This window comes from Pseudonocardia sp. WMMC193 (assembly GCF_021728735.1).
Taxonomy (GTDB): domain Bacteria; phylum Actinomycetota; class Actinomycetes; order Mycobacteriales; family Pseudonocardiaceae; genus Pseudonocardia; species Pseudonocardia oroxyli.
On record NZ_JAKKDO010000003.1, the window covers coordinates 3,882,905 to 3,906,992 of the forward strand.

Genomic DNA, 24,088 nt, shown 5'->3' on the forward strand with positions numbered 1-24,088 from the left:
GGTCGGCTCACGGGTCGACCACCGGCCGACCGGACTCGACTGCCGGGCAACTAGTCCGAACGGGGCAACGGTCGCAGTCCGGCCCGACCCGCGCCACATAGGACGGGCCGGCCGTGCGGCCCGCCGCCTGGCGGACCTCCCCGAGCCAGTGCCCGACCGCCTCCCCCTCGAGCGGCTCCTGGTCGCGTTCCTTCGGCGATCCCGACCTGCGGTCGGCCACGAAGACCAGGCGCGCCCCGCCCGGCTCCGCCCCCTCCCCGACGAGCTCGGAGAACGCACCGAGCGTGGCCGCCAGCTGGTAGACCGCCAGCTGCGGGTGCTCGGCCGCCGACGCCGCGCTGACCGCGGTCTTGCCCGTCTTGACGTCCACCACGACGGGCCTGCCCCGGTCGTCCACCTCCAGGCGGTCGACCCGCCCGCGCAGCCGGATGGTGGGCCGGGGCTCGCCCACCTCGACCGTGCCGGGGGCGTCCCCTTCGATGTCGAGCTGCACGGGATGCTCGACGGCGAGCAGCCGCAGCCCCGCCTCGCGGCTCTCGCGAAGCCACTGGTCGAACCCGGCCAGCATGCCGCGCACCCGCTCCAGCTCGCGCCTGCCGTACCAGGGCGCGCCCGCGTCGAGCCGGGCCCAGGCGGTGCGCAGCGCGGCGTCGATCTCCTCCGGTGGCGCCCCCGCGGCGCCCGCCTGGACCAGCGCGTGGACCAGCGAGCCGGTCACCGCGGACAGTGCCCCGACCTCCGCCCCACCGTGCCGTTCGAGGACCCACCGCAGCGGGCACGCGAGGATCCGCTCGACGTCCGACGGCGAGACCGGCACGACCTCACCGGGCGGGCGCAGCGGGTCCCCGCTGGACGGCTCGGCCACGCCGTACCAGTCCTCCGGGTGCGCACCGGGGACCTTGTCGGCGGCGAGCCGGGCGAGCTGCAGCGCGGCCCGCCTGCGCCGGGCCACCCGCTCCGGGTCCCCGTGGTCCGGTTCGGCGACCGCCCGGCGCAGCTCCCCGACCAGCTCGGCGAGCACGAGGGCGCGCCCGGGCCGGGTGGGCAGGCGCCCCTCCGTCGCGTCCGCCGGGAGCGGGTCGAGCTCGTCGAGGAAGCGGGAGGGCTGTTCGTCCTCCGCGTGCACCGCGCTGACCAGCAGGGTCCGCCTGGCCCGGGTGCAGGCGACGTAGAACAGCCTGCGCTCCTCGGCCAGCAGGGGCGCGGTGCGGGACACGCCCTCGCCGGGCTCGGCCACGCCCGCCACGACGTCCACCAGCCGTTCGTTGCCCAGCAGGCTGCCGCGCAGGCGCAGGTCCGGCCAGGCACCCTCCTGCACGCTGGGCACCGCGACGACCTCCCACTCCCGCCCGCGCGCGGCGTGCGCGGTCAGCAGGGCGACCGCCTCCTCGCGCGGCGCCGCGACGGCTCCGGTGTCCCCGGGGAGGTGCTGGTCACCGAGGTACTCCGCGAAGCCGGCGACGTCCGCACCCGGGAGCCGGTCGGTGTAGCGGGCCGCCGCGTCGAACAGGGCGAGGACCGCGTCGAGGTCACGGTCCGCCGCGGCACCGACCGGGCCGCCGCGCGCGCTGGCGCCCGCCCAGCGCCGAGCCAGGCCCGACCGCTGCCAGACCTGCCAGAGCACCTCCTCCACACTCCCGCCCTCCTTGGCCGCCGCCGCCGCGGTGGCGAGGAGGGCGGACACGGCGCGCAGGGGCGCGGAGTCGCCGGGCGGGAGGGCGGTGAGCGGGTCCGGTCTCCCCCGCGCCGCCGCTCGCAGCGCCGCCACCAGCAGCGGGTCCGACCCGGCCCGCTCCGCGTCCTCCGCGGTCGGGGCCCACTCCGCCGCCGCTCGGGTGCGCGCCGAGTCGGGTTCGTCGAGATCGCCTGGCGTGCTGTCCGTGCCGTCCATGCTGTCCGCGCTGTCCGTCGTGGCTTGGGCATCGCCCGGAGGCGGGGCGGAGGGGCTCCAGGGATCGTCCGCGCCGCGGCGGCGGGCGGCGGCGTGGAGACGCAGCAGCCCGCGGCGGAGCCGGCGCATGCGCATGGGATCGCCCGAGCCGACCGCGGAGGCGAGCAGGGCCGTGGCGGCGTCCGCGTCGAGGGTGTCGGGGCGGGTGGCGGCGCGCAGGATCAGCAGGAACGGCACCACCGCGGGTTGGCGGGCCAACGGCAGCTCCTCGGGCGGTGCCGCGATCGGCACGCCCGCCGCGACCAGGGCCCGACGCAGCGCGGGCAGGGTGCGCCGCGCGGAGCGCGACAGCACCGCCATGTCCGACCACGCCACCCCCTCGAGCAGGTGGGCGCGGCGGAGCCGGTCGGCGATCCAGGCCGCCTCCGTGGCCGCGGAGGTGAACGTGCGGACCAGGACCGCGCCCGGGTCGGCGAGCTCGGTGTCCGGTGGCGCGATCCGCAGCCGCGCCTCCCCGGACCCGGACAGCCGGGAGGCCAGCCGGGACCCGGCGGCACGCACCGCGTCTCGCTGGCGATGGTCGACCGTGAGGATCTCCGTGGGCGCCTCGAGCGCCCGCAGACCCTCCGGCTCGGCACCGCGGAACCCGAGGACCGCCTGGTCCGGGTCGCCCGCGATCCACGCACTCGTGGCCGTGCGCGCCAGCACCCGCACCAGCTCGAGCTGCTGCGGATCGAGGTCCTGAGCGTCGTCGACGTAGAGGTGGCGGACCCGCTCCCGCTCGGCGGCGAGCAGGTCGGGGTCGAAGGCCAGCGCGTCGAGCGCCGCGGCGACCAGCTCCGCCGAGTCGAGGGCGGGGGCGGTGGCCTGCGGGGCGGCCCGCCCCGCGGCGCCGCGCAACAGGATCACCTGTTCGTAGGTGCGGAAGAACCGCCCCGCGGCCTCCCACTCCGGCACGCCGTGGCGGGTCCCGAGCGCCAGCAGCTCCTCGGGGCCCAGCCCCCGTTCCTCGGCCCGCAGCAGCAGCTCCCGCAGCTCTCCGGCGAAGGCGGGTACCGCGAGTGCGGCCCGCACCCGGTCCGGCCAGTCGGAGCCGGGCACCGACCCGTTCCAGTTCGCGAGCTCACCGGCCAGGAGGTCACGGACCACCGCATCCTGTTCCGCGCCCGCCAGCAGGCGCGGCGGTGGATCGCCCGCCCGCGCGGCGTGCAGGCGCATGATCCCGAACGCGTAGGAGTGCACCGTGCGCACCAGCATCTCGCGGGTGGTGCCGTGCAGGCCCCCCTCCGCCGGCACCACGGCCCGGACCAGCTGTTCGCGCAGGTCGGCGGCGGCGCGCCTACTGCCGACCAGGACCAGGATCCGCCCCGGGTCGACCCCGGCGCGGATCCGCCCGCCGACGTTCGCGGCGAGCAGCGTGGTCTTCCCGGTGCCGGGTCCGCCCAGCACCCGCAGCGGCCCGGTGTGGTGATCGACCACCCGCCGCGCGGCCCCGCTCCACTCGGGCGCACGCCGCGGCGACCGCGCGGGCCGCACGAGCAGTGGGCCCTCCGCCGCGGGGGCGCGGCCGCCGCCGACGGGCGGACGGGAGTCGGGTGTCGTCACGGCGTCGATGCAACCACGTGCCACCGACATCGTGGCGGCGGTGTCCACAGGTGCCGGTTTCTGTGGACAACTCGGGTCCGGCCCGCCGCACACGGAGGTTCACGGTCGAGCCGGATGGCACGATCACCGCATGGTCGAACCCCTGCACGTCCACCTGTCCGGTGATCCCGCCGGGCCGCCGGTGCTCGCCCTGCACGGCGTCACCGGGCACGGGCTGCGCTTCCGCCCGCTCACCGAGCAGCTCCCGCACCTGCGCTGGGTCGCCCCGGACCTGCGCGGACACGGCCGGTCGCCGTGGGCGCCGCCGTGGCGGCTCGAGCAGCACGTGGCCGACGTGCTCGCGGTGCTGGACGCGCAGGGGATCGAGCGGGCCGCGGTCGTGGGGCACTCCTTCGGCGGGGCGATCGCCGTGCACCTGGCCCGGGCCGCGCCCGCGCGGGTGAAGTGCCTCGTGCTGGTCGATCCCGCGCTGGGGCTGGACCCCCAGGACATGTTGGAGACGGCGGAGGAGACGCGTCCGGACGAGTCGTATCCCGATCGCGCCATCGCGCGGGCGGCCAAGGCCGAGAGCTGGGAGGGCGTGGCGGACCACTGGGTGGACGCGGAGGTCGAGGCCCACCTGGAGGAGCAGGGCGGCGTCTGGCGCTGGCGCTACTCGCGCGCCTCGGTGATCGGTGCCTGGAGCGAGATGGCGCGGCCCGCCGCGATCCCGCCCGCGGGCACCCGCACGCTGGTCCTGCCCGCCACCAAGGCGGACTTCGTGTCCGACGAGTGGCTCGCGGCCTGCGCCGCCGAGCTCGGCGACTCGCTCACCGTGCAACCGGTCGACACCGGACACATGGTCTACCTGGAGCGGCCCGCGGAGTCGGCGGCCCTGATCGGCGACTTGGTCGGGGAGTGAGCGGGGAGGCGTGATGGACGAGGCTGCGCACGAGCGGATCCGGGCGGCGGTGGCGGCCATCCCCGCGGGCACCACGAGCACGTACGGCGCCGTGGCCGCCGAGGCGGGCCTGCCGGGCCGGGCGCGGCTGGTCGGGCGGGTGCTCCGCGAGGACGGGCACGATCTGCCCTGGCACCGTGTGCTGCGGGCAGACGGGACCTGCGCGCCGCACGTCGCACAGGAGCAGGCCGCGCGGCTCCGGGCCGAGGGGATCCTGGTGGAGGACGGGCGGCTGCCGAGGGCATCCCGCGCCCGCCGAGAACCGTGAGGCGCGCACCCTCAGCGCGGTCCCCCGCTCGTCGGCAGGACGGTGGACTCCCACGGCGGACCCGGGGCGGCTACCCGGTCGCGGGCCTGGGGTTCCGGGAGCGGGCGGAGGTCGGCCGGGCGGCGGCGCACCACCCGCTTCACCGCTGCTCGCCGTGCTGGTCGTCGTATCGGGAGGGGCCCGCGGCGGGGTCCACGGCGAGGCGGTACCCGCGCTCGTCCGCCGTCTGGATCAGCGTCGCAGGGCCGAGCGAGGCGCCCAGCCGGGCCACGGCCGACTCGACGTCGTGATCGTCCCCGGGCAGGGCCCGCACCAGTTCCTCCCGGGGGACCACCCGCCCGGGCCTGCAGGCCAGCGCCCGCAGCACCGCCATCCCGGCCGGAGGGACGGTCTTCAGCTCGCCGTCGACCAGCACGGCGTGACCGCGCAGCTCCAGGACGTGCCCCGCCACCGGCAGTCGCCGGACCAGCGCGGGCGCAGCGGACTCGAGCGTGCGGACCATCGCCCCGAGCCGCGACCGCTCCGGTTGCCAGGTCGGCACGTCGAGAGCCTCCAGCGGGGCCGCGGTGACCGGCCCCACGCACAGCACGCGGACCGTCGTCCGCAGAGCGGCGAGCAGGTCGCCCCGCAGGCCGCGCTCCCCCGCCCGGGCGAGCAGCGCGCTCGCGGCGGGCGCGCTGGTGAAGGTCAGGACGTCGATCGCGCCGGCGAGGACGGCGTCGGTGAGCCGGTCCATCGGTACCGGGTCGACCGGCAGCATCCACCGGTACACCGGGACCGTGACGACCTCGGCGCCCGCGCGCTCGAGGGCCTCGACGACGTGTCGGAGCGGCTCCCCGTGCAGCTGGACCGCGATGCGCTGCCCGGCGACCCCCTCCGCCAACAGGTGGTCCAGCATCTCGGCGGAGGACTCGGACGCAGGCGACCACACCTCGCTCAGCCCCGCCGCGCGGATCTGCCCCCGCGCCTTGGGGCCGCGGGCGAGGATGCGGCTGGTGCCGAGGGCCGTGAGCAGCTGCTCTCCCACGCCCCACCCCGCCGCGGCCTCGACCCACCCGCGGAAACCGACCCCGGTCGTCGCGACGGTGACGTCCGGCGGCCTGCCGATGAGGTCGCGGGTCCGCTCCTGGAGGTCCGTGTCGTCCGCCAGCGGCACGATCCGGATGCACGGGCCGTGGCGCACCGTGGCGCCACGGCGCTCCAGCATCGTGCCCAGCTCCTCGGCGCGGCGGGCGGCGGTCACGCCGACCGTGAACCCGGCGAGCGCGGGCACGGGTGCCTCATCATGGGTGGTGGGGGCGCTCATCGGCACATCCTGCGACATCATCGAGGCCGCAGCTCGTGAGCGCGATCACGGTAACCAGAACTCAACATCCCGCCCCGTCGGCGGCGGGCCCGGGGCCTACAGACGGGCGGACACCAGCCCTGCCACGCGTTCGAGGCCGGCCACGCTGCGCGCCGACGCGTCGGGGTGCTGGGCGTGCAGGGCCAGCCGGTAGAGGGCCGCGCGGAGCAGCGCCTGCGGCCACTCGTCGAGGTGGGCCCAGCGGTCGATCAGCCCCTCGTCGGCGCCGCCCCAGGCGATCGCGTCGACCACGACCACCGCGGCGGCCCACTCGGCCGGGCGCCAGAACGGGACCAGGTCGAGGACCACGGGCACGCCGTCGCCGTCGAAGAGCACGGCGCCGAACAGCTCACCGTGCACGACCTGCGGTGGGGACTTCATGGGGCGGCGGTGCGCCGCGAGCTCGCCGAACAGGCGGCCGCCCGCCGCGTCGTCGAGGGCGAAGCGGCGCTCCCCGAACGCGGCCGCCGCGCTGCGGGCCAGCAGGTCGTCTCGACTGTCGAGCAGCCGGGGCCGCTGGACCGTGGCGGTCGCGGCGTGCAGGCGGAGGCTGGCGGACACGACGTCGTCGTGGCGGGGCTCGGAGGCACCGGCCAGGAAGCGGGATGCGGCCCAGCCCGCCACGACCCACCGGCCGTCCGACGAGCGGACCGGACGGGCGAGCCGCACGGCCTCCACGTCGAGGTTCTCCAGGACGCCCGCCGACCACGCGGCCATGGCGTTGTCGGCGACCGGACGCAGCAGCACCTCGTCGCAGTGCCAGGCGCGCTGACCCGCCCAGACGACCGGGCGCGGGATGGCATCCTTGACCCCGAACGCGACGCGGACGTGCTCGGGGAGGGCTGCCGCCTGCGGGGCCGTGGGTGCTGCGGTCACGGCGGCCACGCTACCTGCGCCGTCCTGCGGATCCGAGGTGCCACGCGGGAGTGACTTCAGCCGCCGGCGGTGCTGTCGGCGACGATCCGGCTCCAGTCCGAGGCGCCGCCGTCCCCGGTGGTGCTGCCGCCGGAGCCGCTGCCGTCGGAGCCGCCGCCATGGGAGTCGCTGCTGTCCGAACCGCTGCTGCTGGATCGGCTGCCCTCGGAGCCGCTGCTGCGAGAGTGACCGCCCTCCGAGTCGCTGCGGTCCGAGCCGCCGCTGCCGGAGTCGCCGCCGTTGGAGCCACCGCCGTTGGAGCCGCTGCGGTCCGAGCCAGTGCTGCCGGAGTGGCTACCGCCCGAGGTGCTGGTGTGAGAGTCGCCGCCCTCCGAGCTGTTGCGGTCCGAGCTGTTGCGGTCCGAGCTGTTGCGGTCCGAGCTGTTGCGGTCCGAGCTGTTGCGGTCCGAGCGGCTGTTGCCGGAGCGACTGCCGTCGGAGCCGCTACTGCCGGAGCCGCTACTGCCGGAGCGGCTTCCGTGAGACTCGCTGCCCTCGGAGCCGCTGCGGTTCGAGTTGCCGCCGCCGTCCGAGCTGCTGCGCTCGGAGGTGGTGCTCGCGCCGTCGTGCGCGCCCGTGGCCCGTGTCGTCGTGGCGCGGGTGCGCTCCTCCTGGTTCGTGCCCGACCCGCTCCGCGAGGTGGTTGCGGTCGAGCCGTCGCCCGACTGCCCGTTCCGGCTCCCGGTGGGGCCGTTCGCGCTGGCGGAACCGGATGTCGAGCGCTGGTCGACGCTGCGGGCCGCCCCCGCCTCCTCGGCGATCCGCCGGTCGGCGTCACGCAGGGCGGCCTCGACCATCGGCGCCGCGAACGAGGGGGTCATCGACCGGACCATGGGACCGGCGACGGCTGACGCCACGCCCGGCGCCGCCGTCCCGGCCGGCGCGACCGGGACCGACGCCGCCGCCCCGGACCGCGGCGGGTCCGCGCGATCCGGGGCGGACGGCTGCGTCCGCCCCGAGCTCACGTCCGGAGCAGCAGGACGATCCTCGGCCGCAGCCGCGGCGGGTCCAGCGACGCCTCGCTGTCCCTGCGCCGTGCCCCCGCCCGCCTGCGCGGCTGTGGCCGCGGGCCGGTCGGACCGGGCACCATCATCGGTTCGGGGCGCCGCGGAGGGCGCCGCGTCGGAGCCGGCAGCGCCTGCCGGGCGACCGTCCGCGCCGCCGGCCGCCCGCCCGGAATCGGCGCGATCACGCCCGCCGCTCACGGCGTCGCCGAGGCCGCGACCCACGCCCTCGACGGCGTCGCCCAACCCGCGACCGGCCCCGTCGACGGTCTGCCCGACACCGCGCCCGGCTCCGCCGACCGCCTCGCCGGCACCGCGACCCACACTCTCCGCGGCCTCATCCACACCACGCCCGGCACCGGACACCGCCTCACCAGCACCACGCCCGGCACCAGACACCACCTCACCAGCACCACGCCCGGCACCGCCGACCACCTCACCGGCACCACGCCCCACACCCTCCGCGGCCTCACCCGCGCCACGCCCGGCTCCGGACACCGCGCCGCCGACACCGCGCCCGGCACCGCCGACCACCTCACGGGCACCACGACCCACACCCTCCGCGGCCTCACCGGCACCACGCCCGGCACCGCCGACCGCCTCACCGGCACCGCGACCCACACCCTCGGCCGCCGAACCCACACCACGCCCGGCACCCGACACCGCCTCTCCGGCACCACGCCCGGCACCGGACACCGCCTCTCCCGCCCCGCGACCCACACCCTCCGCGGCCTCACCCGCGCCGCGCCCGGCACCCGAGACCACCTCACCGGCACCCCGCCCGGCACCGCCCACAGCCCCGCCGCGGCCCGCGCCCTCGGCGGCGGGGCCGCGCGCGGGGGCGGGGCGATCGCGTTCGGTGGACTCGTCCTGGGGGCCGCGGGGGTCGGGCGGGCCGCTGGTCCCGACCGGGACGCCCGGGTTCTGCTCCTCTTCGCGGCCCTGCGCCAGCGGCGGACGGGAGGCCGTCGTCGGGGACGGCGCCGGGGTGGGGCGCCCCTCACCGAGTGCCCGCACCTCCTCGGCGACCTGCGCGGTCCGCCCGGTCTCCGACCGCTCGTCGGGGAGCGGGGTGCGGACCGCGACGTCGACGCCCTCCCGGAGGGTCGCGACCTGCTGCCGCACGCCGTCGCGGTGTCGGCCGCGCAGCTCGCGTTGTTCGGCCAGGGCCGTGGACCACGCCTGGTCGCGACCGGTGTCGGCGGCGAGCAACCCGTCGATGGCGGCGAGCTGTTCGTCGGCCCGCCGCAGCTCGTCCGCGCTGCGTTCGAGCTCGCGGTAGCCCTCGAGCTGCGACTGCAGCGTGGCCTTCTGCTGTTCGAGGACCTGTCGGCGCTGCTCCATGCGGCGCACCGCGGGCGGCCGGGGCCCGTTCTCCCGCGCCGCGGGCGAGGCCGCCCACTCCTGCTGCGCCGCGGCGAGACTCTCCAGCTGCCCGGTGACCGAGGCCAGCGCCAGCTCCGCCTGCCCGGCCCACGTCTCCTCGGACGTCGGGGCGGACACCGCGGGCGGCGGCGTCGCGTCCGGCGGGCCGAGCGTCGCGGCGTACCCGCCCAGGACGACCGCGGTCGCCCCCAGCACCGCGACCGCGCGACGGTTCCGCGCGATCGCGTTCCGCCACGCCGAGCGGGCGGGCCTGTCGACCGGCGGTGCGACGTCCGCCGACGCCCGCCCCTCCGATTCGGCGGCGACCGGTGCGGGCCCGGTCTCGCGACCACCCGTCGGGTCCGGCCTCGGCGGGCTCGACCGGATCGGTTCCCGCAGCCAGGGAAGGGTGTCGACGACAGTGGGGTCTTCCGCCGCGTGCGCCGCGGCCCGGCGGAGCCTGCGCATGGCGAGGCGGTGCGAGGCGCTGCAGTAGAGCCGCTCGGGGCGGCCGGGCGCCGACTCGACCTCCAGGTCGCACCCTGGCAACGCGCACACCGCTCGGTTCCGACCCGCACCGTCCGTCGACCACTCCGCCACAGCCCACTCCCCTCGTGCTCGGACGATCAATCGCCGCGCGGGAGCGGGACGCTACCCAGCCGAATCAGGGGCGACGAGGCGCCGACAGGGAGACATGGAGTAGATCGATAACGCAAACGGCGCAATTGACTACGCACTGTTGGCCTATCACTTGCCTTGCTCACCAACAGCAACGGAAAAGGTTGCAGCAATGTGAGGTAAAGCACATCCCATGCCGAGAAGGTGTCACGTGTCATCACCGCGGACGACTCGCGGGTCCGGAGTGCGGGACTCACGGAAACGACGAACCGCCCGTCTCCCTCTCGGGACACGGGCGGTTCGGCGGACGTGCCTAGTACGTGGGCTTGTCCGGCTCGACCTGCTTGATCCAGGCCAGGACCCCGCCGCCGACGTGCACGGCGTCGGAGAAGCCCGCCTTGTGCAGCACGGCCAGGGCCTCCGCCGAGCGGGCACCGGACTTGCAGTGCAGCACGATCGGCTTGTCCTGCGGCAGCTCCGAGAGCACCTCACCGGAGAGGATGCGGTCCTTCGGGATCAGCTGCGCGCCGGGGATGTTGACGATGTCCCACTCGTTCTGCTCGCGGACGTCGATGAGGGCGAAGTCCTTGCCCGCGTCGATCATCTCCTTGAGCTCCAGGGCGGTGATCGTGTTCCCGATCGCGGCCTGCTGCGCGTCGTCGGACACGGTGCCGCAGAACGCCTCGTAGTCGATCAGCTCGGTGATCTTCGGGGTGTCCGGGTCCTTGCGGATCTTGACCTGGCGGTAGGTCATCTCCAGCGCGTCGTAGATCATCAGCCGGCCCAGCAGGGGCTCGCCGATGCCGGTGATCAGCTTGATGGCCTCGTTCACCATGATCGAGCCGATCGACGCGCACAGCACGCCCAGCACGCCGCCCTCGGCGCAGGACGGGACCATGCCGGGGGGCGGCGGCTCCGGGTAGAGGTCCCGGTAGTTCAGGCCCAGCCCGTTGGGAGCGTCCTCCCAGAACACCGAGGCCTGACCCTCGAACCGGAAGATCGAACCCCAGACGTACGGCTTGCCGGACAGCACCGCGGCGTCGTTCACCAGGTACCGGGTGGCGAAGTTGTCCGTGCCGTCCAGGATCAGGTCGTAGTCGGCGAAGACGTCCATCACGTTGGACGAGTCGAGCCGCAGCTGGTGCAGGCGCACCTCGACGTACGGGTTGACCTCCTTGATGGAGTCCCGCGCCGACTCGGCCTTGGGCCGCCCCACGTCCGACTGCCCGTGGATGATCTGGCGCTGCAGGTTCGAGGCGTCGACCTCGTCGAACTCGACGATGCCGAGCGTGCCCACACCCGCGGCCGCCAGGTACAGCAGCGCGGGCGAGCCCAGCCCGCCGGCGCCGACGACCAGCACCTTCGCGTTCTTCAGCCGCTTCTGACCGGCCATCCCCACGTCCGGGATGATGAGGTGGCGGCTGTAGCGCTCCACCTCGTCCTTGGTCAGTTCGGCGGCCGGCTCCACGAGCGGCGGTAGCGCCATGTTTCCCACTCCAAGCTGATCGACGGTCGCTCTAGCGCAACCCGTTACTCACGCGACATGTTCCCAGAAGGCGGCGACGGCCGCGGCGACCCGATCCGGCGTCTCGATCTGGGCGATGTGCCCCACCCCGTCGAGCAGCACCAACCGCCCGTCCGGGAAGGTCCGGGCGGTGCGGGCGGCCAACCGCGGACTGACCAGCCGGTCGCGGTCGCCCCACAGCACGAGGGTGGGGACCGGCACCCGCGCGGCCGCGCGCCAGAGCCCGGGGCCCACCCAGCTGCGGAACATGCCGAGCGCGGACCGGTCGATGGCCTGACCGGCCCAGGGCTGCCGTCCGCGGGCGCGGATCTCCTCGGCCGTCTCGTCGAGCCGGACGTCGGTCGCGCGCGTCGGGTCGCCGAAGCACAGCGTCATCGTGGCCTCGGCCCGGGCGCGCGGGGTCATCGCGGCGAGCTGCGCGCGGGCCTTGTTGCCGAGGCCCGGGATCCAGGCCAGCGCCATCCGGGGGTCCGACATGCGGCGCGGGTCGGGGCGCCGGTCGGGCATCGCGGGCGAGACGAGGGTGAGCGTGCGCACCAGCTCCGGCCGCCGGGCCGCCACCAGCATGGCGACGATCCCGCCGAGTGAGTTGCCGAGCAGGTGGACCGGCCTGCCGCGCCCGGCCAGCCAGCACAGCAGGGCGTCCGCGTGCCCGGCGGGCGTGTAGTCGCAGGAGGGCACGGGCTCGGTGTAGCCGAACCCGGGCAGGTCGACGGCGTGGCCGGTGACCCGGGTGGACAGCAGGGCGGCGAGGTCGGTCCAGTTCGTGCCGGAACCGGAGAGGCCGTGGACGTACACGGCGTCCGGACCGTCGCCCGGGGTCTCGCGCACGTGCAGGGTGACCCCGCCCGAGGTCACCTGCCGACCGGGCCACGGCGGCTGGTGCTCCGGCAGGGCGGGCAGGACGGCGAGGTCCCCGGGCTCGCCCCAGCGGGTCCCGGAGGTGGACCTCGCCTGAACGAGGGGGAGCGCGGCCATGTCCCGAGCATGACAAGAACCGGCGCCCGCCGGCCACCTCGCGTCGCCTCCGCCACTCCACGACACCCGGGACGACACCCGGGACCGCTCCCGGAGCGATCACCCGACCACCCCCGCGCGGCGCGGCACGGATACCCCCCGATGGTATGTTGGCGACATCGGACGGGGACACTCGCAGAGGGAGGCGCGCATGCTCACGGCGGTTCGACTGGGCGGCTACGTCGGCATCCTCGGGGTGGTGTTCGGGGTGGCCTGGGCGGGTGGCGCGGTGCTGCGCCCGGAGTTCACCGCACCCGTCGCCGTCGAGCAGCACGGGGAGCCCGCGGCCGCGGCGGCGCCGCCGGTGCCCGCCGCCGGACTGTCCGCCACGGACGCCGGGTACTCCCTCAGCGTGAGCACGCCCGCGTTCGCCGCGGACCGCGTCACCGACCTGGTCCTGGCGGTCACCGGGCCGGACGGGCGGCCCGCCACAGCCCTCCAACCCCGCCCGGACGGCGCGGAGCTGCGTGCGCTCGTGGTCCGGCGGGACGGGGCGGGCTTCCAGGCGCTCTACCCGCAGCGCACCCCGGACGGGACCTGGACGGCGCCGCTGACCCTGCCCACCGCGGGCACCTGGCGGGTGATCACCGAGTTCACGCCGGTCGGCGGCGTCCCGACCACGCTCGGCACGGACGTGTCGGTGCCCGGACAGTTCGCGCCGCTGGACTTCCCGGCCGCGCGCTCCGCCCAGGTGGACGACTACGTCGTGCGCCTCGACGGCGACCTGCGCCCGGGCGCGCCGTCGGCGGTGTTCGCCACGATCAGCAAGGACGGCCGCGGGGTCACCGACCTGGAGGCCGACCGCGGGGCGTTCGGCGACGTGGTGGCGCTGCGGGCGGGGGACCTCGCCGTCGTGCCCGTCGAGGCCCAGACGAAGGCCGCCCCGGGTGATCGCTCCGGGCCCGGCATCGCCTTCACCACCACCGTGCCGACGGACGGTGTCTACCGCCTCTACCTGCGGTTCCACCACGGCGGCGCGGAACACCTCGTGGACTTCACCGTGCCCACGTTCGGCACGCCCGCCGGAGCCGTGCCCGGCACGGGACACCCGGGAGGACACTCGTGAGCGCCCCCACCGACGCCCAGACCGACCCGTCCGCGCTGCGCATCGAGCTCGCGATCGGCGGGATGACGTGCGCCTCCTGCGCCAACCGGGTCGAGCGCAAGCTCAACAAGATGGACGGCGTCACGGCGTCGGTCAACTACGCGACCGAGAAGGCCACCGTCAGCTACCCCGAGGGCGTCGCGCCCGAGGACCTGGTCGCCACGGTCGAGTCCGCCGGGTACACCGCGCAGCTGCCGAAGCCGCCGTCCGCCCCGGCGCAGGAGCAGGCCGATCCGGCGGCCGAGCACGCCCGCGCCCTGCGGGAGCGGCTGGTCGTCAGCGCGGTGCTCGCCGTGCCGGTCGTCCTGCTCGCGATGGTGCCCGCCTGGCAGTTCACCTACTGGCAGTGGATCTCGCTGACCCTCGCCGCGCCCGTCGTGGTGTGGGGGGCGCTCCCCTTCCACCGCGCGGCGTTCGTCAACCTGCGCCACGGCGCCGCCACCATGGACACCCTCATCTCGATGGGCACCCTGGCCGCGCTGGCCTGGTCGCTCTACGCGCTGCTCTGGGGCGGGGCGGGCGTGCCCGGGATGACGCACCCGTTCGAGCTCTCGATCGACCGCGGCGGCGGCACGGACGCGATCTACCTCGAGGTGGCGGCGGGCGTCACCACGTTCCTGCTCGCGGGCCGGTACTTCGAGGCGCGCTCCAAGCGCACCGCGGGCGCCGCCCTGCGCGCGCTGCTGGAGCTGGGCGCCAAGGAGGTCGCGGTGCTCGGTGGCGATCCCGCCCACCCGACCGAGCGCCGCATCCCCGTCGAGGACCTGCGGGTCGGGGACCGCTTCGTCGTGCGGCCGGGCGAGAAGGTCGCGACGGACGGAGACGTCGTCGAGGGCACCTCCGCCGTGGACGTCTCGATGATCACCGGCGAGTCGGTGCCCGCCGAGGTCTCCCCCGGCTCCGCGGTCGTCGGCGGCTGTGTGAACGAGGGCGGGCGGCTCGTCGTGCGCGCCACGCGGGTGGGTGCGGACACCCAGCTCGCGCGGATGGCGCAGCTGGTCGAGCAGGCGCAGAGCGGCAAGGCGGCCGTCCAACGGCTCGCGGACCGGGTCTCCGGCGTGTTCGTCCCGATCGTCATCGCCCTGGCGGTGGGCACGCTCGGGTTCTGGCTCGGCAGCGGCGCGGGCGTCGCGGCGGCCGTCACCGCGGCGGTCGCGGTGCTGATCATCGCCTGCCCCTGCGCGCTCGGGCTGGCCACACCCACGGCGCTGCTGGTCGGCACCGGCCGCGGCGCGCAGCTCGGCGTGCTGATCAAGGGCCCGGAGGTGCTGGAGTCCACCCGGCGGGTCGACACGATCGTGCTGGACAAGACGGGCACCGTCACCGCGGGCCGGATGAAGCTGGTCGAGGTCGTGCCCGCCGCGCGGGAGTCCGCGGAGAAGGTCCTGCGGCTCGCCGCGGCCGTCGAGGACGGCTCCGAGCACCCGGTGGGGCGGGCCGTCGTCGCGGCGGGCCGCGAGCGCTTCGGCAGCCTGCCCGCGGTGTCGGACTTCGAGAACCGGCCCGGGCTCGGTGTGCAGGGCGTGGTCGCCGAGCTCGCCCAGCTCCCCGGCCTGCCGGACCCCGTGCGGGCCGCGACCGGGGCCGCGCCGCTCACCCCGGCGAGCGGGGCCGGCCGGGTGATCGCCCACGCCGTGCTCGTCGGGCGGCCGTCGCTGCTCGCCGAGTACGGGATCACGCTGCCCCGCGAGCTCGCCGAGGCCGCGGAGCGGGCCGAGGCCGCGGGTCGCACCGCGGTCAGCGTCAGCTGGGACGGCCGGGCGCGGGGCGTCCTCGTCGTCGCGGACACCGTCAAGCCGACGAGTGCCGCGGCGGTCGCCGCGCTGCGCGACCTGGGCCTGACGCCGGTACTCCTGACCGGTGACAACACCGCCGCGGCCCGCGCCGTGGCCGCCGAGATCGGGATCGACGAGGTGGTGGCCGAGGTCCTGCCGGAGGAGAAGGTCGCCGTCGTGGCGCGGCTGCAGGCCGAGGGTCGCACCGTCGCCATGGTGGGCGACGGGGTGAACGACGCCGCCGCCCTGGCCACCGCGGACCTCGGGCTCGCCATGGGCACCGGCACGGACGCGGCGATCGAGGCCTCCGACCTCACGCTCGTCCGCGGCGATCTGCTGGCCGCGGTGGACGCGATCCGGCTGGCCCGCCGCACGCTCGGCACCATCCGCGGCAACCTGTTCTGGGCCTTCGCCTACAACGTGGCCGCGCTGCCGCTCGCCGCGCTCGGTCTGCTCAACCCGATGATCGCCGGTGCGGCGATGGCGTTCAGCTCCGTGTTCGTGGTCGCGAACAGCCTCCGCCTGCGCCGCTTCCGCAGCGCCGTCCCCCGGTCGAGCGCCCCGCCGACCGACGACGCTCACCGAACTCGCTCGCGCCGTCACACATTCGGGGCTACCGACGGGTAAGGTGACTCGGCACGTGAACGGCGAGGGGAGCCCGATGAGCGAGACGGCAGCGAAGGCGTCCGGATCGGTACAGGCCCCCGCCCGGGGCGCCCGGTTGTCCCGGAGCGCGCGACGCGCACAGCTGCTGCTGGCGGCCCGGGACGTGTTCGCCGCGCAGGGCTACCACGCCGCCGCGATGGACGACATCGCCGAGAAGGCCGGCGTCAGCAAGCCCGTGCTCTACCAGCACTTCCCCGGCAAGCTCGAGCTCTACCGCGCGCTGTTGACCACCTACGCGGACGAGCTGGTGGCGCGGGTGCGGGACGCGATCGGCAACACCTCGGACAACCGCCAGCGCGTGCACGCGGCGGTCGCGGCCTACTTCGACTTCGTCGCGGGCGAGGGGCACGCCTACCGCCTGGTGTTCGAGTCCGACCTGCGCAGCGAGCCCGAGGCGGCCGCCCTCGTCGACGGGGCGCTCACCAAGTGCATCGACGCCGTGGCCGAGGTCGTCACCCAGGACGCGGGGCTGGACGCGGCCCGGGCCCGGCTGCTGGCCGTCGGGCTGGTGGGGTTGTCGCAGGTCACCGCCCAGTACTGGCTGGACTCCGACCAGGGCATCCCGCGGGACGAGGCCGTGGGCCTGATGTCCGCGCTGGCCTGGAAGGGCCTGGCGGGCTTCCCGCTCATCCACGACTAGCCAGGTAGGTCACCACCGCCAGCACGCGGCGGTGGTCCTCGACGCTGTCGACCAGGCCGAGCTTGGCCATGATGTTGGCGACGTGGGTCTCGACCGTCCGGTCGGTGAGCACCAACCGGGCGGCGATCCCCCGGTTCGTCCGGCCCTCGGCCATCAGGGCGAGCACCTCCCGCTCGCGCGCGGTCAGCCGTTCGAGGGGGTCCTCGCGGCGACGATGGCCGATCAGCCGGGTGACCACCTCGGGGTCCAGCGCCGAGCCCCCGCCCGCGACGCGGCGCAGCGCCTCCAGGAACTCGTCGACGTCGAACACCCGGTCCTTGAGCAGGTAGCCGAAACCGCCCCCGCCGACCAGCTCCACGGTCGGGTACGGCTCCACGTGCTGCGACAGCAGCACGATCCCCAGGTCGGGATGGTCCTGGCGGAGGTGGCGGGCCGCGTGCGCGCCGTCCGCCCCGCGGTGCGGCGGCATGTGGATGTCGACGACGGCGAGGTCCGGCCGCCGCTTGGCGACGGCGGCGACCAGGCCGTCCGCGTCGCCGACCCGGGCCACGATCTCGTGCCCGGCGTCCTCCAGCAGGCGGGCCAGGCCCTCGCGGAACAGGACGCTGTCCTCGGCGATCACGGTCCTCACCGGCGCGGCCCCCTCGTCACGGCGCGCACGGCAGGATCGCCTCGACGGTCGTGCCCGCCGACCCGCCGACCGAGAGCCGCCCACCCGCGGCCGCGACGCGGTCCACCAGACCCGCGAGCCCGGATCCGGGGCGGGCGACGGCACCGCCGCGCCCGTCGTCGGACACCCGGACCAGGACGTGCTCGGGATGGCGCTCGACCCGGATGTCGACGGCCTCGGCGTCCGCGTGCTTCACGACGTTGGCCAGGGCCTCGCTCGCCACGTAGTACGCGGTGGTGGCGACCTCGTCGGGCACCGCGTCCTCGGCGACCTCGAGCCGCACCGGGATGGGCAGGCCGGTGGTGAGCGAGCGGATCGCCGGGCCCAGTCCGGCGTCGAGGTCCAGGGGCCGCAGACCCTGGGCGATAGCGCGCAGCTCCGCCACCGCCGTCGACAGTTCGGCGACGGCCTGGTCCAGCAGTCCCTGCACGTCCTCGTCGGCGCCGGAGTCCAGCCTGCGCTGGGCCAGCCGGATCGCCATACCCAGCGACACGAGCCGCTGTTGGGCACCGTCGTGCAGGTCCCGTTCGAGCCGGCGCCGCTCGCGGTACCCGGCCTGCAGCAGCCGGGCCCGGCTCTCCGCGACCTCGCGCAGGGCCTCGGTCAGCTCCAGCCGGGACCGGATCAGCTCGACGAGCAGCGCCGACTCCGCCGCCGTTTCGCGCAGCAGCTCGCGGGTCGCGGGGCCGCCTCCGGGCAGCAGCGCGCCGACCTGGGTGCCGGACAGGGTCACCGGGACCCCCTCGGGCAACAGCGCTCCGTGCTCGTCGACCAGCGCGGTCCGCCCGGGCAGCACGTAGCCCACCCGCAGCGCGGGGTCGCGCAACGCGGTCCGCAGGACCTCCGGGAGGTCCTCGGGGCGGGACTGACCGGCGTCGATGCGCCGGCGGAGCGCGGTGAGGGCGACCCGTACGCCCTGCCGCAGGGGGTAGAGCCTGCGGTCGACGCCGCCGCGCAGCCGCGACCGCAACGGGGACAGCGCGAGCGCGCAGGCCGCGGTCGCGACGGCCGCCGCCACCGGTGAGCGGCTGCCGAGCAGGGCACCCGCCGCGGTCTCGGCCACGGCGAACACCGCGAGCAGCGCGGTGGTGACCGCGGTGTAGGTGACGGTCGCGGAGAACGCCCGGTCGACGTCGTAGAGATCGTGGCGGAGCAGGGCGATCGTGGTGACCACGGGGATGCCGACCGCCGTCAGCCCGATCCCGATCATCACCAGGTCCGGGGTGTCGAAGAGCAGGTAGGACAGCCAACACAGCAGCAGGGTGGCGGGCAGCAGCAGGGCGCCGAGGGCGAACCAGCGCACCTGGGCCCGCACGGTCGCGTCGACCGCGTGCCGGTGGCGCTGGATCATCGCGACCGCGCAGGCCACGAGGAGGACGAGCAGCCCCAGGAGCACCGCCGGACCGAGAGCGGTCACGACCTCGGGCACCCGGTACGGCGGCGTGGCCAGGGCTGCGAGCGGCGGGTCGTAGCCCTCGGCCGGGCCCCCGGCGGCGACGAGGAACACCGCGGCCAGCACGCCGACCGCCCGGGCCACGCCGCGCCGCCACCGACCGGGCAGCCTGCCGTCGGGGAAGACCAGCAGCAGGAACGCGGTGGGCAGGTACAGCAGCACCCAGGAGCCCGCGGCCGCCGCCGCGAACCAGGACCTGACCGCGGGCCCGGGCCGGGCCTCGGGGTGCGCCGCCCACACCGCGACGACCTCGTCACCCAGGCCCACGACCAGCAGCAACACGGTGCCGAGCAGGGCGAGCAGCGGCGCGACGACGGCGCGCGGGCGGCGCAGCGCGAGGACCGTGCCGAGGACGATCGCGGGCAGCGACAGCACCACGACGACCGCAGGCTCCAGGATCCCGACGTCGGGGAACCTGCCGACCAGCAGGGTGAGGAGCCCGAGCACCACCGCGGCGGCGCCGGTGACGCACAGGGTCAGGGTCCGGGGCATGGTGCTCACGCTAGGAACCCACCGGCGGACGCGGATCCGTGCGGGCACGGAGACCGAGTGCGGTGCCGGCACGGATCCGCAGGCCAGGCGGGCAGGTGAGGCTGGCGCCATGACCTCCCGCCGCACCGCGACCGGTGCCCTGCTGACCCTGTTCACCGCCGCGGCGCTCGCCGCGTGCTCCACCCCCGCCGCGGCCCCCGCGCCCGCCGCGCCCGCCAAGGACCAGGCCGCCGCCTGCCTCGCCCAGGTCACGATGGACACCACCATCCCGCCGGGCATCGATCCCGACGGTCCACCGCCCGCCGCGGCCGACCTGCAGGCCTGGGCCGCGACCGTCGCCCCGCAGCTCGCGATCGTGCAGGCCAACGCCCCCGACGAGCTCGCGGGCCCGATCTCCGCCTACGGTGCACAGCTGGCACAGGCCCAGGCGGGGCAGCCGATGGACCTGCAGGCGCCCGCCAACGTCGAGGCCACGGCGGCCCTGTCCCGCTGGGTCCACGACAGCTGCGGCTACCAGACCCTCGACGCCACCGTCTCCGGTGGCGCGCTCTCCGGCGTCCCCGCGACGCTGAAGCCCGGACCGCTCGCGATCACGATGACCCACGCGGGCGAACCCCCCGCCGCGGTGCTGCTCGTCGCCCGGGTCGAGGACGGGCAGACCGTCACGCCGGCGGCGGTCGACTCGGGCGCGACGGACCTCGACCAGGTCGCGGACGTCGTGTCGGGCACGCAGGCCACGGGCCCGGACCCCGCGTACGGGGTGGCGCTGCTCCGGCCCGGGAACTACCTGGTGGTGGGCGTGCTCGGTACCCCGCCCGACTTCGCGGGCACGGCGAGCGCCGCGTTCACCGTCGCCTGAGCGCATCCCGCCTCCCGGCCGGGACTCGGGACCGCCGCCCCGACCGTTACCCGGCCGCCCCGAGAGCCCTGGGGCGGCCGGGAGCTCTCACACCGGGACCGCGGCGCCGACCAGGGCCTGGATCCGGGCGGTGACGCCGTCGGTGCGCTCCAGCGGCAGCATGTGACCGGCGTCGGGGAACAGCGTCAGCTCGGCGTGCGGCAGCGCCTCGCGGATCCGCCGCGAGTAGCGCGGCGGGGTGAGCCGGTCGCGCGTGCCGACCATGATGTGCACCGGGATCTCGGCGTAGGCCGCCAGGGCCGCCTGGCGCTGGTGGGCGCCGAGGGTCGTCCAGAACCCGGAGAGCGTGCTCGGGCGGCAGGCGGCGATCGTCTCGCTCGTCTTGCGCAGCGCGGCCCGCGACGGGTGGCGCCCCACCAGCATCGCCCGCATGGCGGGCTCCAGCAGCACGGGGTGGCGGGCGAGGGCCCGCCTGCCCGTCCACGCCGCCGAGGCGAAGACGCGGCGCTCGTTCACCGTCCGCAGCCAGCCGGGGAAGGTGGCGCCCAGCTCGCCCGCCGCGGTCGCGACCAGCCCCAGCCCGACGACCCGGGCCACGAGCCCGGGATGCCGCTCGGCCAGCGCCATCGCCGTCATGCCGCCCATGGAGTGCCCGACCAGCACGATCGGCCCCTCCGGGACCTCGGCCGCCAGCACGGCGGCCAGGTCGTCCGCGAGCTGCTCGATGGTCATGGTCGATGCGTCCACCTCGGCCGACCGGCCGTGGCCGCGGTGGTCGTAGCGCAGGACCCGGACCCCGGTCAGCGCACGGGCGACGGGTTCCCAGCACGTGGAGTCCAGCGTCCACCCGTGCAGCAGCACGACCGTGACCGGCCCGGTGCCCGACACGACGCCGTGCAGGTCGAGTCCGTCCGCCGACTTCATACGAGGTACGCCTTCCTCCACAGCAGCTCGGTGGGCCCGCCGACGAGCCCCTGGTCGCGCAGGAACGCCACGCACTTCTCCGCCGACCAGCGCAGTGACTCCTGCCAGTGTGGATTGGCCAGCGCCGCCCGGCGACCCTCCTCGGGCGCGATTCCCACGGACGTGTAGACCGCCGGGTGCACGAGGTTGCGGGCGACGACGAACGCGATGCGGGCCAGCAGGTAGCGCCCCAGCTCGCGCTGCGACCGGGTCACCTTCGGCATGATCCGCTGGAGCTCCTCGCGGGCGTAGCGGACGTGCCGGGCCTCCTCCGTCACGTGGATCTTGTTGACCATGCGGGTGAGCGGCTGCACCGTCTCGTCCCGCATCGACTCGCGCTGGAAGCGGTCCAGGATCTCCTCGACGAACAGCGTGCCGCCGAACATCGCCGGGCCGTACCCGACGGTCTTGAACAGCCTGCCCAGCTGGTGGGTGAGGCCGGTCGGGGCGTAGTCGGGCACGCCGTACCGCTCGGTCATCTTCGCGAACATGATCGAGTGCCGGCACTCGTCGGCGATCTCGGTGAGCGCGTACTGGATGTGCGCGCGGCGCGGGTCGCGGTCGTAGGCGTAGCGCAGCAGCATCTGCATCAGGATGATCTCGAACCAGAGCCCGATCCGCGCGACGCTGCAGACCTCGTGGATCGTCAGCGTGCGCCGCTGCTCGTCGGTGAGGCCCTCCCACAGCGGCGTGCCGTAGAGCGACGCCCGGTGCTCCGGGAGCCCCCACAGCCCGTCGACGAGCGGGGCGTCCCAGTCGATGTCCAGGTGCGGCTCGTAGGACTTCTCCACCGAGGACTTCAGCAGCCGGGTGGCCGTGGCCTCGCGGTCGTTCACCGTGTCGATGACGCTCATCGCTTCCCTCCCAGCCGGAGCACGAGCCCCTTGGCCAGCTCCGATCCGTCGAACACGCCCTGGGCGACCTGTCTGCGCACCCGGGCGACGACCCCGCGCTGGACCAGGCCCGGCACGTGGCGTCCGGCCCACAGCTCGACCTGCCCGGCGCGGGTGCCCGCGGTGTCCCGGCGCGGACGTCGGGCGGCGAGCTGACGGCACACGGTGCCGACGATGTCGTCGACCTCCTCGGCGCGGACCTGCCCCTCCAGGCTCAGCCCGACCTCCTTGCCCGCCTCGTGGATCGGGGTCCGGACGTAGCCGGGGTACACGGTCGTGACGTGCAGCCGGGTGCCGTACTCGAGCCGCAGCGCGTCCGCGTAGGCGGTCATGCCGCGCTTGGCCACGCTGTAGGCGGAGACGAACGGGAGCGTGAGGTAGGCGAGCTCGCTGGAGACGAAGACCACGCGGCCCTTCTCCGGGCCCTCGGTCAGGGCGGGCAGCGCCGCCGCGGTGACCCGCCAGGCCCCGAGCAGGTTGGTGTCGATGACCTTCAGCGCGTCCGGTTCGAGGGGGCCGCCCGCGTCGTTCGGGATGCCGATGCCCGCGTAGTGGACCACCGCGTCGAGCCCGCCGAGGGTGCGCACCGCCTCCGCCACGGCACGCTCCACCGCCTCGGGATCGGTGATGTCGCAGGCGAGGACCGACTCGGCGTCCGATCCGTGCCGGTCGAGCCCGACGACCCGGGCCCCCTGCTCCCGCAGCCGCGCGACCGTCGGAGCGCCGAAGCCCCCGGCCGCCCCGGTGACCAGTACTCGCATGGCCGTTCCTCCCCGTCGACGAACGCTTGCTGTTACCCGCGGTAACTGTTACCACTGGTAACGTGCCGGACGACGACGGAACTGTCAAGGGGAACCCACGCGCCGCCCGCCGCGCCCAACGCCGCGCGGAGATGGTCGAGGCCGCGATGGCCGCGGTGCGCGCGCACGGCGCGGGGGTGTCGGTGGCGGACATGGCCGCGAGCGCCGGGATCACGAAACCCGTGCTGTACCGCCACTTCGACGACCGCGCGGACCTGCAGCGGGCCGTCGGCAAGCGGGCCGCCGAGAACCTCATGGAGAAGATGGCGCCCGCGCTCATGGAGGACCTCGCACCGCGCGCGCAGATCGCCGCGGTGGTCGACGCGTTCCTGCAGGGCGTCGAGGAGGAGCCCGAGCTGTGGCGGTTCGTGGTGCACAACCCGGCGCCCGAGACCACCGACGTCGCCGACGACGTCCGCGGCCAGATCGCGACCCTGCTCGCCCAGCTCATCGGCGGGCGGCTGCGCGCGGCCGGGCAGGACTCCGGCGGCGCCGAGGCCTACGCGTACGGGCTGGTCGGGATGGTGGAGAGCGCGGGCGACTGGTGGCTGGAGCGCCGCACGATGAGCCGCGCGGACCTGACCGGCTACCTCACCACGCTGATCTGGAACGGCGCGCACGGTGTGCTCGGCACGCCGGACGTGGAATCCCCCGTGCTCAGGATGGTCCCGAAGGAGAACCCCGGTGTCGGATGAGGTCGACTACGCAGGCCCCGCCACGCTGACGATCGACGGCACCGCCCTCGACGTGCACGTGCGCCTGGAGGCCCACACCCAGCCCCAGGACGGGAAGGTCCACTGGTACGGACGGGTGACCCGGGACCCCGGGACCGGCGCCGCGCTGGCCGGGGTGCTCGGCGGGCGCAACGCCGACGTCGTCGTGTCCACGGCGACCGGCAGCGCCCGCGGCCGGATCGGCGACGTCGACCTGTGGGGCCGGTACCGCCTGTCCGGCGTCGGGAGCCCGCCCTATCCGCTCGACGAGCCCCCGACGGAGTGACTCCGCTCCCGGAGCCTCAGCTGCCGAAGCCGACCTTCGCCGCGGACGACGGCGCGATCTCGACGTAGGAGATCCGGACGGCCGGGATCAGGTACTTGCGGCCCTTCTCGTCCACGAGCGACAGCGTGCCGTCGCCGGACTTCAGCGCCTCGGCGACGAGCTTCTCGACCTCGTCAGCGGTCTGGTCGCTGGACACCACGAGCTCCCGCGGGCTCTCCGCGATGCCGATCTTGACCTCCACCGGGGAACCTCCTGGTGAGTACGTACGGGTGGACTACGC

At 75.6% G+C, this 24,088-nt stretch carries 20 protein-coding genes; 8 read left to right on the forward strand and 12 right to left on the reverse strand.

The window, feature by feature from the left end; all coding sequences use genetic code 11:
• Positions 1–7: 7 nt before the first annotated feature.
• Positions 8–3,496 carry an ATP-dependent DNA helicase gene (locus tag L3X23_RS20130; RefSeq protein ID WP_237193665.1) on the reverse strand — a complete coding sequence of 1,163 codons (3,489 nt, stop codon included), beginning with the start codon at positions 3,494–3,496 and terminating at the stop codon, positions 8–10.
• 130 nt (positions 3,497–3,626) lie between these two features.
• Here L3X23_RS20130 and L3X23_RS20135 point away from each other — a divergent pair, with 130 nt between their 5' ends.
• The gene (locus L3X23_RS20135) at positions 3,627–4,397 is read left to right on the forward strand and encodes an alpha/beta fold hydrolase (protein WP_237193666.1); all 771 of its coding nucleotides are present in this window, start codon (positions 3,627–3,629) and stop codon (positions 4,395–4,397) included.
• A 13-nt stretch (positions 4,398–4,410) separates the two neighbouring features.
• Positions 4,411–4,704 (forward strand): MGMT family protein, encoded by a 294-nt coding sequence (locus L3X23_RS20140; RefSeq protein ID WP_237193667.1) that lies wholly within the window; start codon positions 4,411–4,413, stop codon positions 4,702–4,704.
• A 139-nt stretch (positions 4,705–4,843) separates the two neighbouring features.
• On the opposite strand, the gene L3X23_RS20145 is transcribed toward L3X23_RS20140, so the two are convergent.
• The 5 genes from L3X23_RS20145 to L3X23_RS20165 all read right to left on the reverse strand — a co-directional run bounded on the left by L3X23_RS20145 (position 4,844) and on the right by L3X23_RS20165 (position 12,454).
• A complete protein-coding gene (locus L3X23_RS20145) occupies positions 4,844–6,010 on the reverse strand; it encodes a uroporphyrinogen-III synthase (protein ID WP_237193669.1) in 1,167 nt (388 codons plus the stop codon).
• A 96-nt stretch (positions 6,011–6,106) separates the two neighbouring features.
• Entirely contained in the window at positions 6,107–6,925 is an 819-nt protein-coding gene (locus L3X23_RS20150) for a TIGR02569 family protein (protein WP_237193670.1), read from the reverse strand.
• A gap of 56 nt (positions 6,926–6,981) precedes the next feature.
• Positions 6,982–9,882, reverse strand: a complete 2,901-nt coding sequence (locus L3X23_RS20155; RefSeq protein ID WP_237193671.1) for a hypothetical protein — start codon at positions 9,880–9,882, stop codon at positions 6,982–6,984.
• Between the two features lie 382 nt (positions 9,883–10,264).
• Positions 10,265–11,437, reverse strand: a complete 1,173-nt coding sequence (moeZ, locus tag L3X23_RS20160) for an adenylyltransferase/sulfurtransferase MoeZ (protein ID WP_237193672.1) — start codon at positions 11,435–11,437, stop codon at positions 10,265–10,267.
• A 48-nt stretch (positions 11,438–11,485) separates the two neighbouring features.
• Positions 11,486–12,454: an alpha/beta fold hydrolase gene (locus tag L3X23_RS20165; protein WP_237193673.1), complete on the reverse strand. Its 969-nt coding sequence runs from the start codon at positions 12,452–12,454 to the stop codon at positions 11,486–11,488.
• Positions 12,455–12,644: 190 nt separating this feature from the next.
• On the opposite strand from L3X23_RS20165, the gene L3X23_RS20170 reads away from it, so the two are divergent.
• From L3X23_RS20170 to L3X23_RS20180, 3 genes are all read left to right on the forward strand, one after another.
• Positions 12,645–13,559 carry a hypothetical protein gene (locus L3X23_RS20170; RefSeq protein ID WP_237193674.1) on the forward strand — a complete coding sequence of 305 codons (915 nt, stop codon included), beginning with the start codon at positions 12,645–12,647 and terminating at the stop codon, positions 13,557–13,559.
• Positions 13,560–13,621: 62 nt separating this feature from the next.
• Positions 13,622–16,000 (forward strand): cation-translocating P-type ATPase, encoded by a 2,379-nt coding sequence (locus L3X23_RS20175; RefSeq protein WP_237198072.1) that lies wholly within the window; start codon positions 13,622–13,624, stop codon positions 15,998–16,000.
• 34 nt (positions 16,001–16,034) lie between these two features.
• Complete coding sequence (locus L3X23_RS20180; protein WP_237193676.1) at positions 16,035–16,679, forward strand: TetR/AcrR family transcriptional regulator; 645 nt, start codon at positions 16,035–16,037, stop codon at positions 16,677–16,679.
• On the opposite strand, the gene L3X23_RS20185 is transcribed toward L3X23_RS20180, so the two are convergent.
• Both L3X23_RS20185 and L3X23_RS20190 read right to left on the reverse strand, forming a co-directional pair.
• Entirely contained in the window at positions 16,666–17,310 is a 645-nt protein-coding gene (locus L3X23_RS20185) for a response regulator transcription factor (RefSeq protein ID WP_237193677.1), read from the reverse strand. The genes L3X23_RS20180 and L3X23_RS20185 overlap by 14 nt on opposite strands.
• Positions 17,311–17,326: 16 nt before the next feature.
• Complete coding sequence (locus L3X23_RS20190) at positions 17,327–19,294, reverse strand: histidine kinase (protein WP_237193678.1); 1,968 nt, start codon at positions 19,292–19,294, stop codon at positions 17,327–17,329.
• Between the two features lie 109 nt (positions 19,295–19,403).
• On the opposite strand from L3X23_RS20190, the gene L3X23_RS20195 reads away from it, so the two are divergent.
• The gene (locus tag L3X23_RS20195; protein ID WP_237193679.1) at positions 19,404–20,153 is read left to right on the forward strand and encodes a hypothetical protein; all 750 of its coding nucleotides are present in this window, start codon (positions 19,404–19,406) and stop codon (positions 20,151–20,153) included.
• Positions 20,154–20,240: 87 nt separating this feature from the next.
• Here the strand turns inward: L3X23_RS20195 and L3X23_RS20200 are convergent, their stop codons facing one another.
• Genes L3X23_RS20200 through L3X23_RS20210 form a run of 3 tightly spaced genes read right to left on the reverse strand, consistent with a single transcriptional unit; the run spans position 20,241 to position 22,770 of the window.
• Positions 20,241–21,077, reverse strand: coding sequence for an alpha/beta fold hydrolase (locus tag L3X23_RS20200; protein WP_237193680.1), 837 nt, complete (start codon positions 21,075–21,077; stop codon positions 20,241–20,243).
• The gene (locus tag L3X23_RS20205; RefSeq protein ID WP_093083953.1) at positions 21,074–21,970 is read right to left on the reverse strand and encodes a diiron oxygenase; all 897 of its coding nucleotides are present in this window, start codon (positions 21,968–21,970) and stop codon (positions 21,074–21,076) included. The genes L3X23_RS20200 and L3X23_RS20205 overlap by 4 nt, the downstream gene beginning before the upstream one ends.
• A complete protein-coding gene (locus tag L3X23_RS20210; RefSeq protein WP_237193681.1) occupies positions 21,967–22,770 on the reverse strand; it encodes an SDR family oxidoreductase in 804 nt (267 codons plus the stop codon). Before L3X23_RS20210 ends, L3X23_RS20205 begins: the two co-directional genes overlap by 4 nt.
• 62 nt (positions 22,771–22,832) lie before the next feature.
• On the opposite strand from L3X23_RS20210, the gene L3X23_RS20215 reads away from it, so the two are divergent.
• Together L3X23_RS20215 and L3X23_RS20220 are read left to right on the forward strand one after the other, a co-directional pair.
• Positions 22,833–23,504, forward strand: coding sequence for a TetR family transcriptional regulator (locus L3X23_RS20215; protein ID WP_237193682.1), 672 nt, complete (start codon positions 22,833–22,835; stop codon positions 23,502–23,504).
• Positions 23,494–23,808 (forward strand): DUF4873 domain-containing protein, encoded by a 315-nt coding sequence (locus L3X23_RS20220; RefSeq protein ID WP_237193683.1) that lies wholly within the window; start codon positions 23,494–23,496, stop codon positions 23,806–23,808. The genes L3X23_RS20215 and L3X23_RS20220 overlap by 11 nt, the downstream gene beginning before the upstream one ends.
• Positions 23,809–23,824: 16 nt before the next feature.
• Here the strand turns inward: L3X23_RS20220 and L3X23_RS20225 are convergent, their stop codons facing one another.
• Positions 23,825–24,049: a DUF3107 domain-containing protein gene (locus tag L3X23_RS20225; protein ID WP_093083942.1), complete on the reverse strand. Its 225-nt coding sequence runs from the start codon at positions 24,047–24,049 to the stop codon at positions 23,825–23,827.
• Positions 24,050–24,088 lie beyond the last annotated feature (39 nt).

Bases quoted from the DNA above. Each gene is read 5' to 3' on its own strand.
- L3X23_RS20135 (WP_237193666.1), top strand. From the start codon at position 3,627: ATGGTCGAACCCCTGCACGTCCACCTGTCCGGTGATCCCGCCGGGCCG.
- L3X23_RS20140 (WP_237193667.1), top strand. From the start codon at position 4,411: ATGGACGAGGCTGCGCACGAGCGGATCCGGGCGGCGGTGGCGGCCATC.
- L3X23_RS20145 (WP_237193669.1), bottom strand. From the start codon at position 6,010: ATGAGCGCCCCCACCACCCATGATGAGGCACCCGTGCCCGCGCTCGCC.
- moeZ (WP_237193672.1), bottom strand. From the start codon at position 11,437: ATGGCGCTACCGCCGCTCGTGGAGCCGGCCGCCGAACTGACCAAGGAC.
- L3X23_RS20165 (WP_237193673.1), bottom strand. From the start codon at position 12,454: ATGGCCGCGCTCCCCCTCGTTCAGGCGAGGTCCACCTCCGGGACCCGC.
- L3X23_RS20170 (WP_237193674.1), top strand. From the start codon at position 12,645: ATGCTCACGGCGGTTCGACTGGGCGGCTACGTCGGCATCCTCGGGGTG.
- L3X23_RS20175 (WP_237198072.1), top strand. From the start codon at position 13,622: ATGACGTGCGCCTCCTGCGCCAACCGGGTCGAGCGCAAGCTCAACAAG.
- L3X23_RS20180 (WP_237193676.1), top strand. From the start codon at position 16,035: ATGAGCGAGACGGCAGCGAAGGCGTCCGGATCGGTACAGGCCCCCGCC.
- L3X23_RS20190 (WP_237193678.1), bottom strand. From the start codon at position 19,294: ATGCCCCGGACCCTGACCCTGTGCGTCACCGGCGCCGCCGCGGTGGTG.
- L3X23_RS20195 (WP_237193679.1), top strand. From the start codon at position 19,404: ATGACCTCCCGCCGCACCGCGACCGGTGCCCTGCTGACCCTGTTCACC.
- L3X23_RS20200 (WP_237193680.1), bottom strand. From the start codon at position 21,077: ATGAAGTCGGCGGACGGACTCGACCTGCACGGCGTCGTGTCGGGCACC.
- L3X23_RS20205 (WP_093083953.1), bottom strand. From the start codon at position 21,970: ATGAGCGTCATCGACACGGTGAACGACCGCGAGGCCACGGCCACCCGG.
- L3X23_RS20210 (WP_237193681.1), bottom strand. From the start codon at position 22,770: ATGCGAGTACTGGTCACCGGGGCGGCCGGGGGCTTCGGCGCTCCGACG.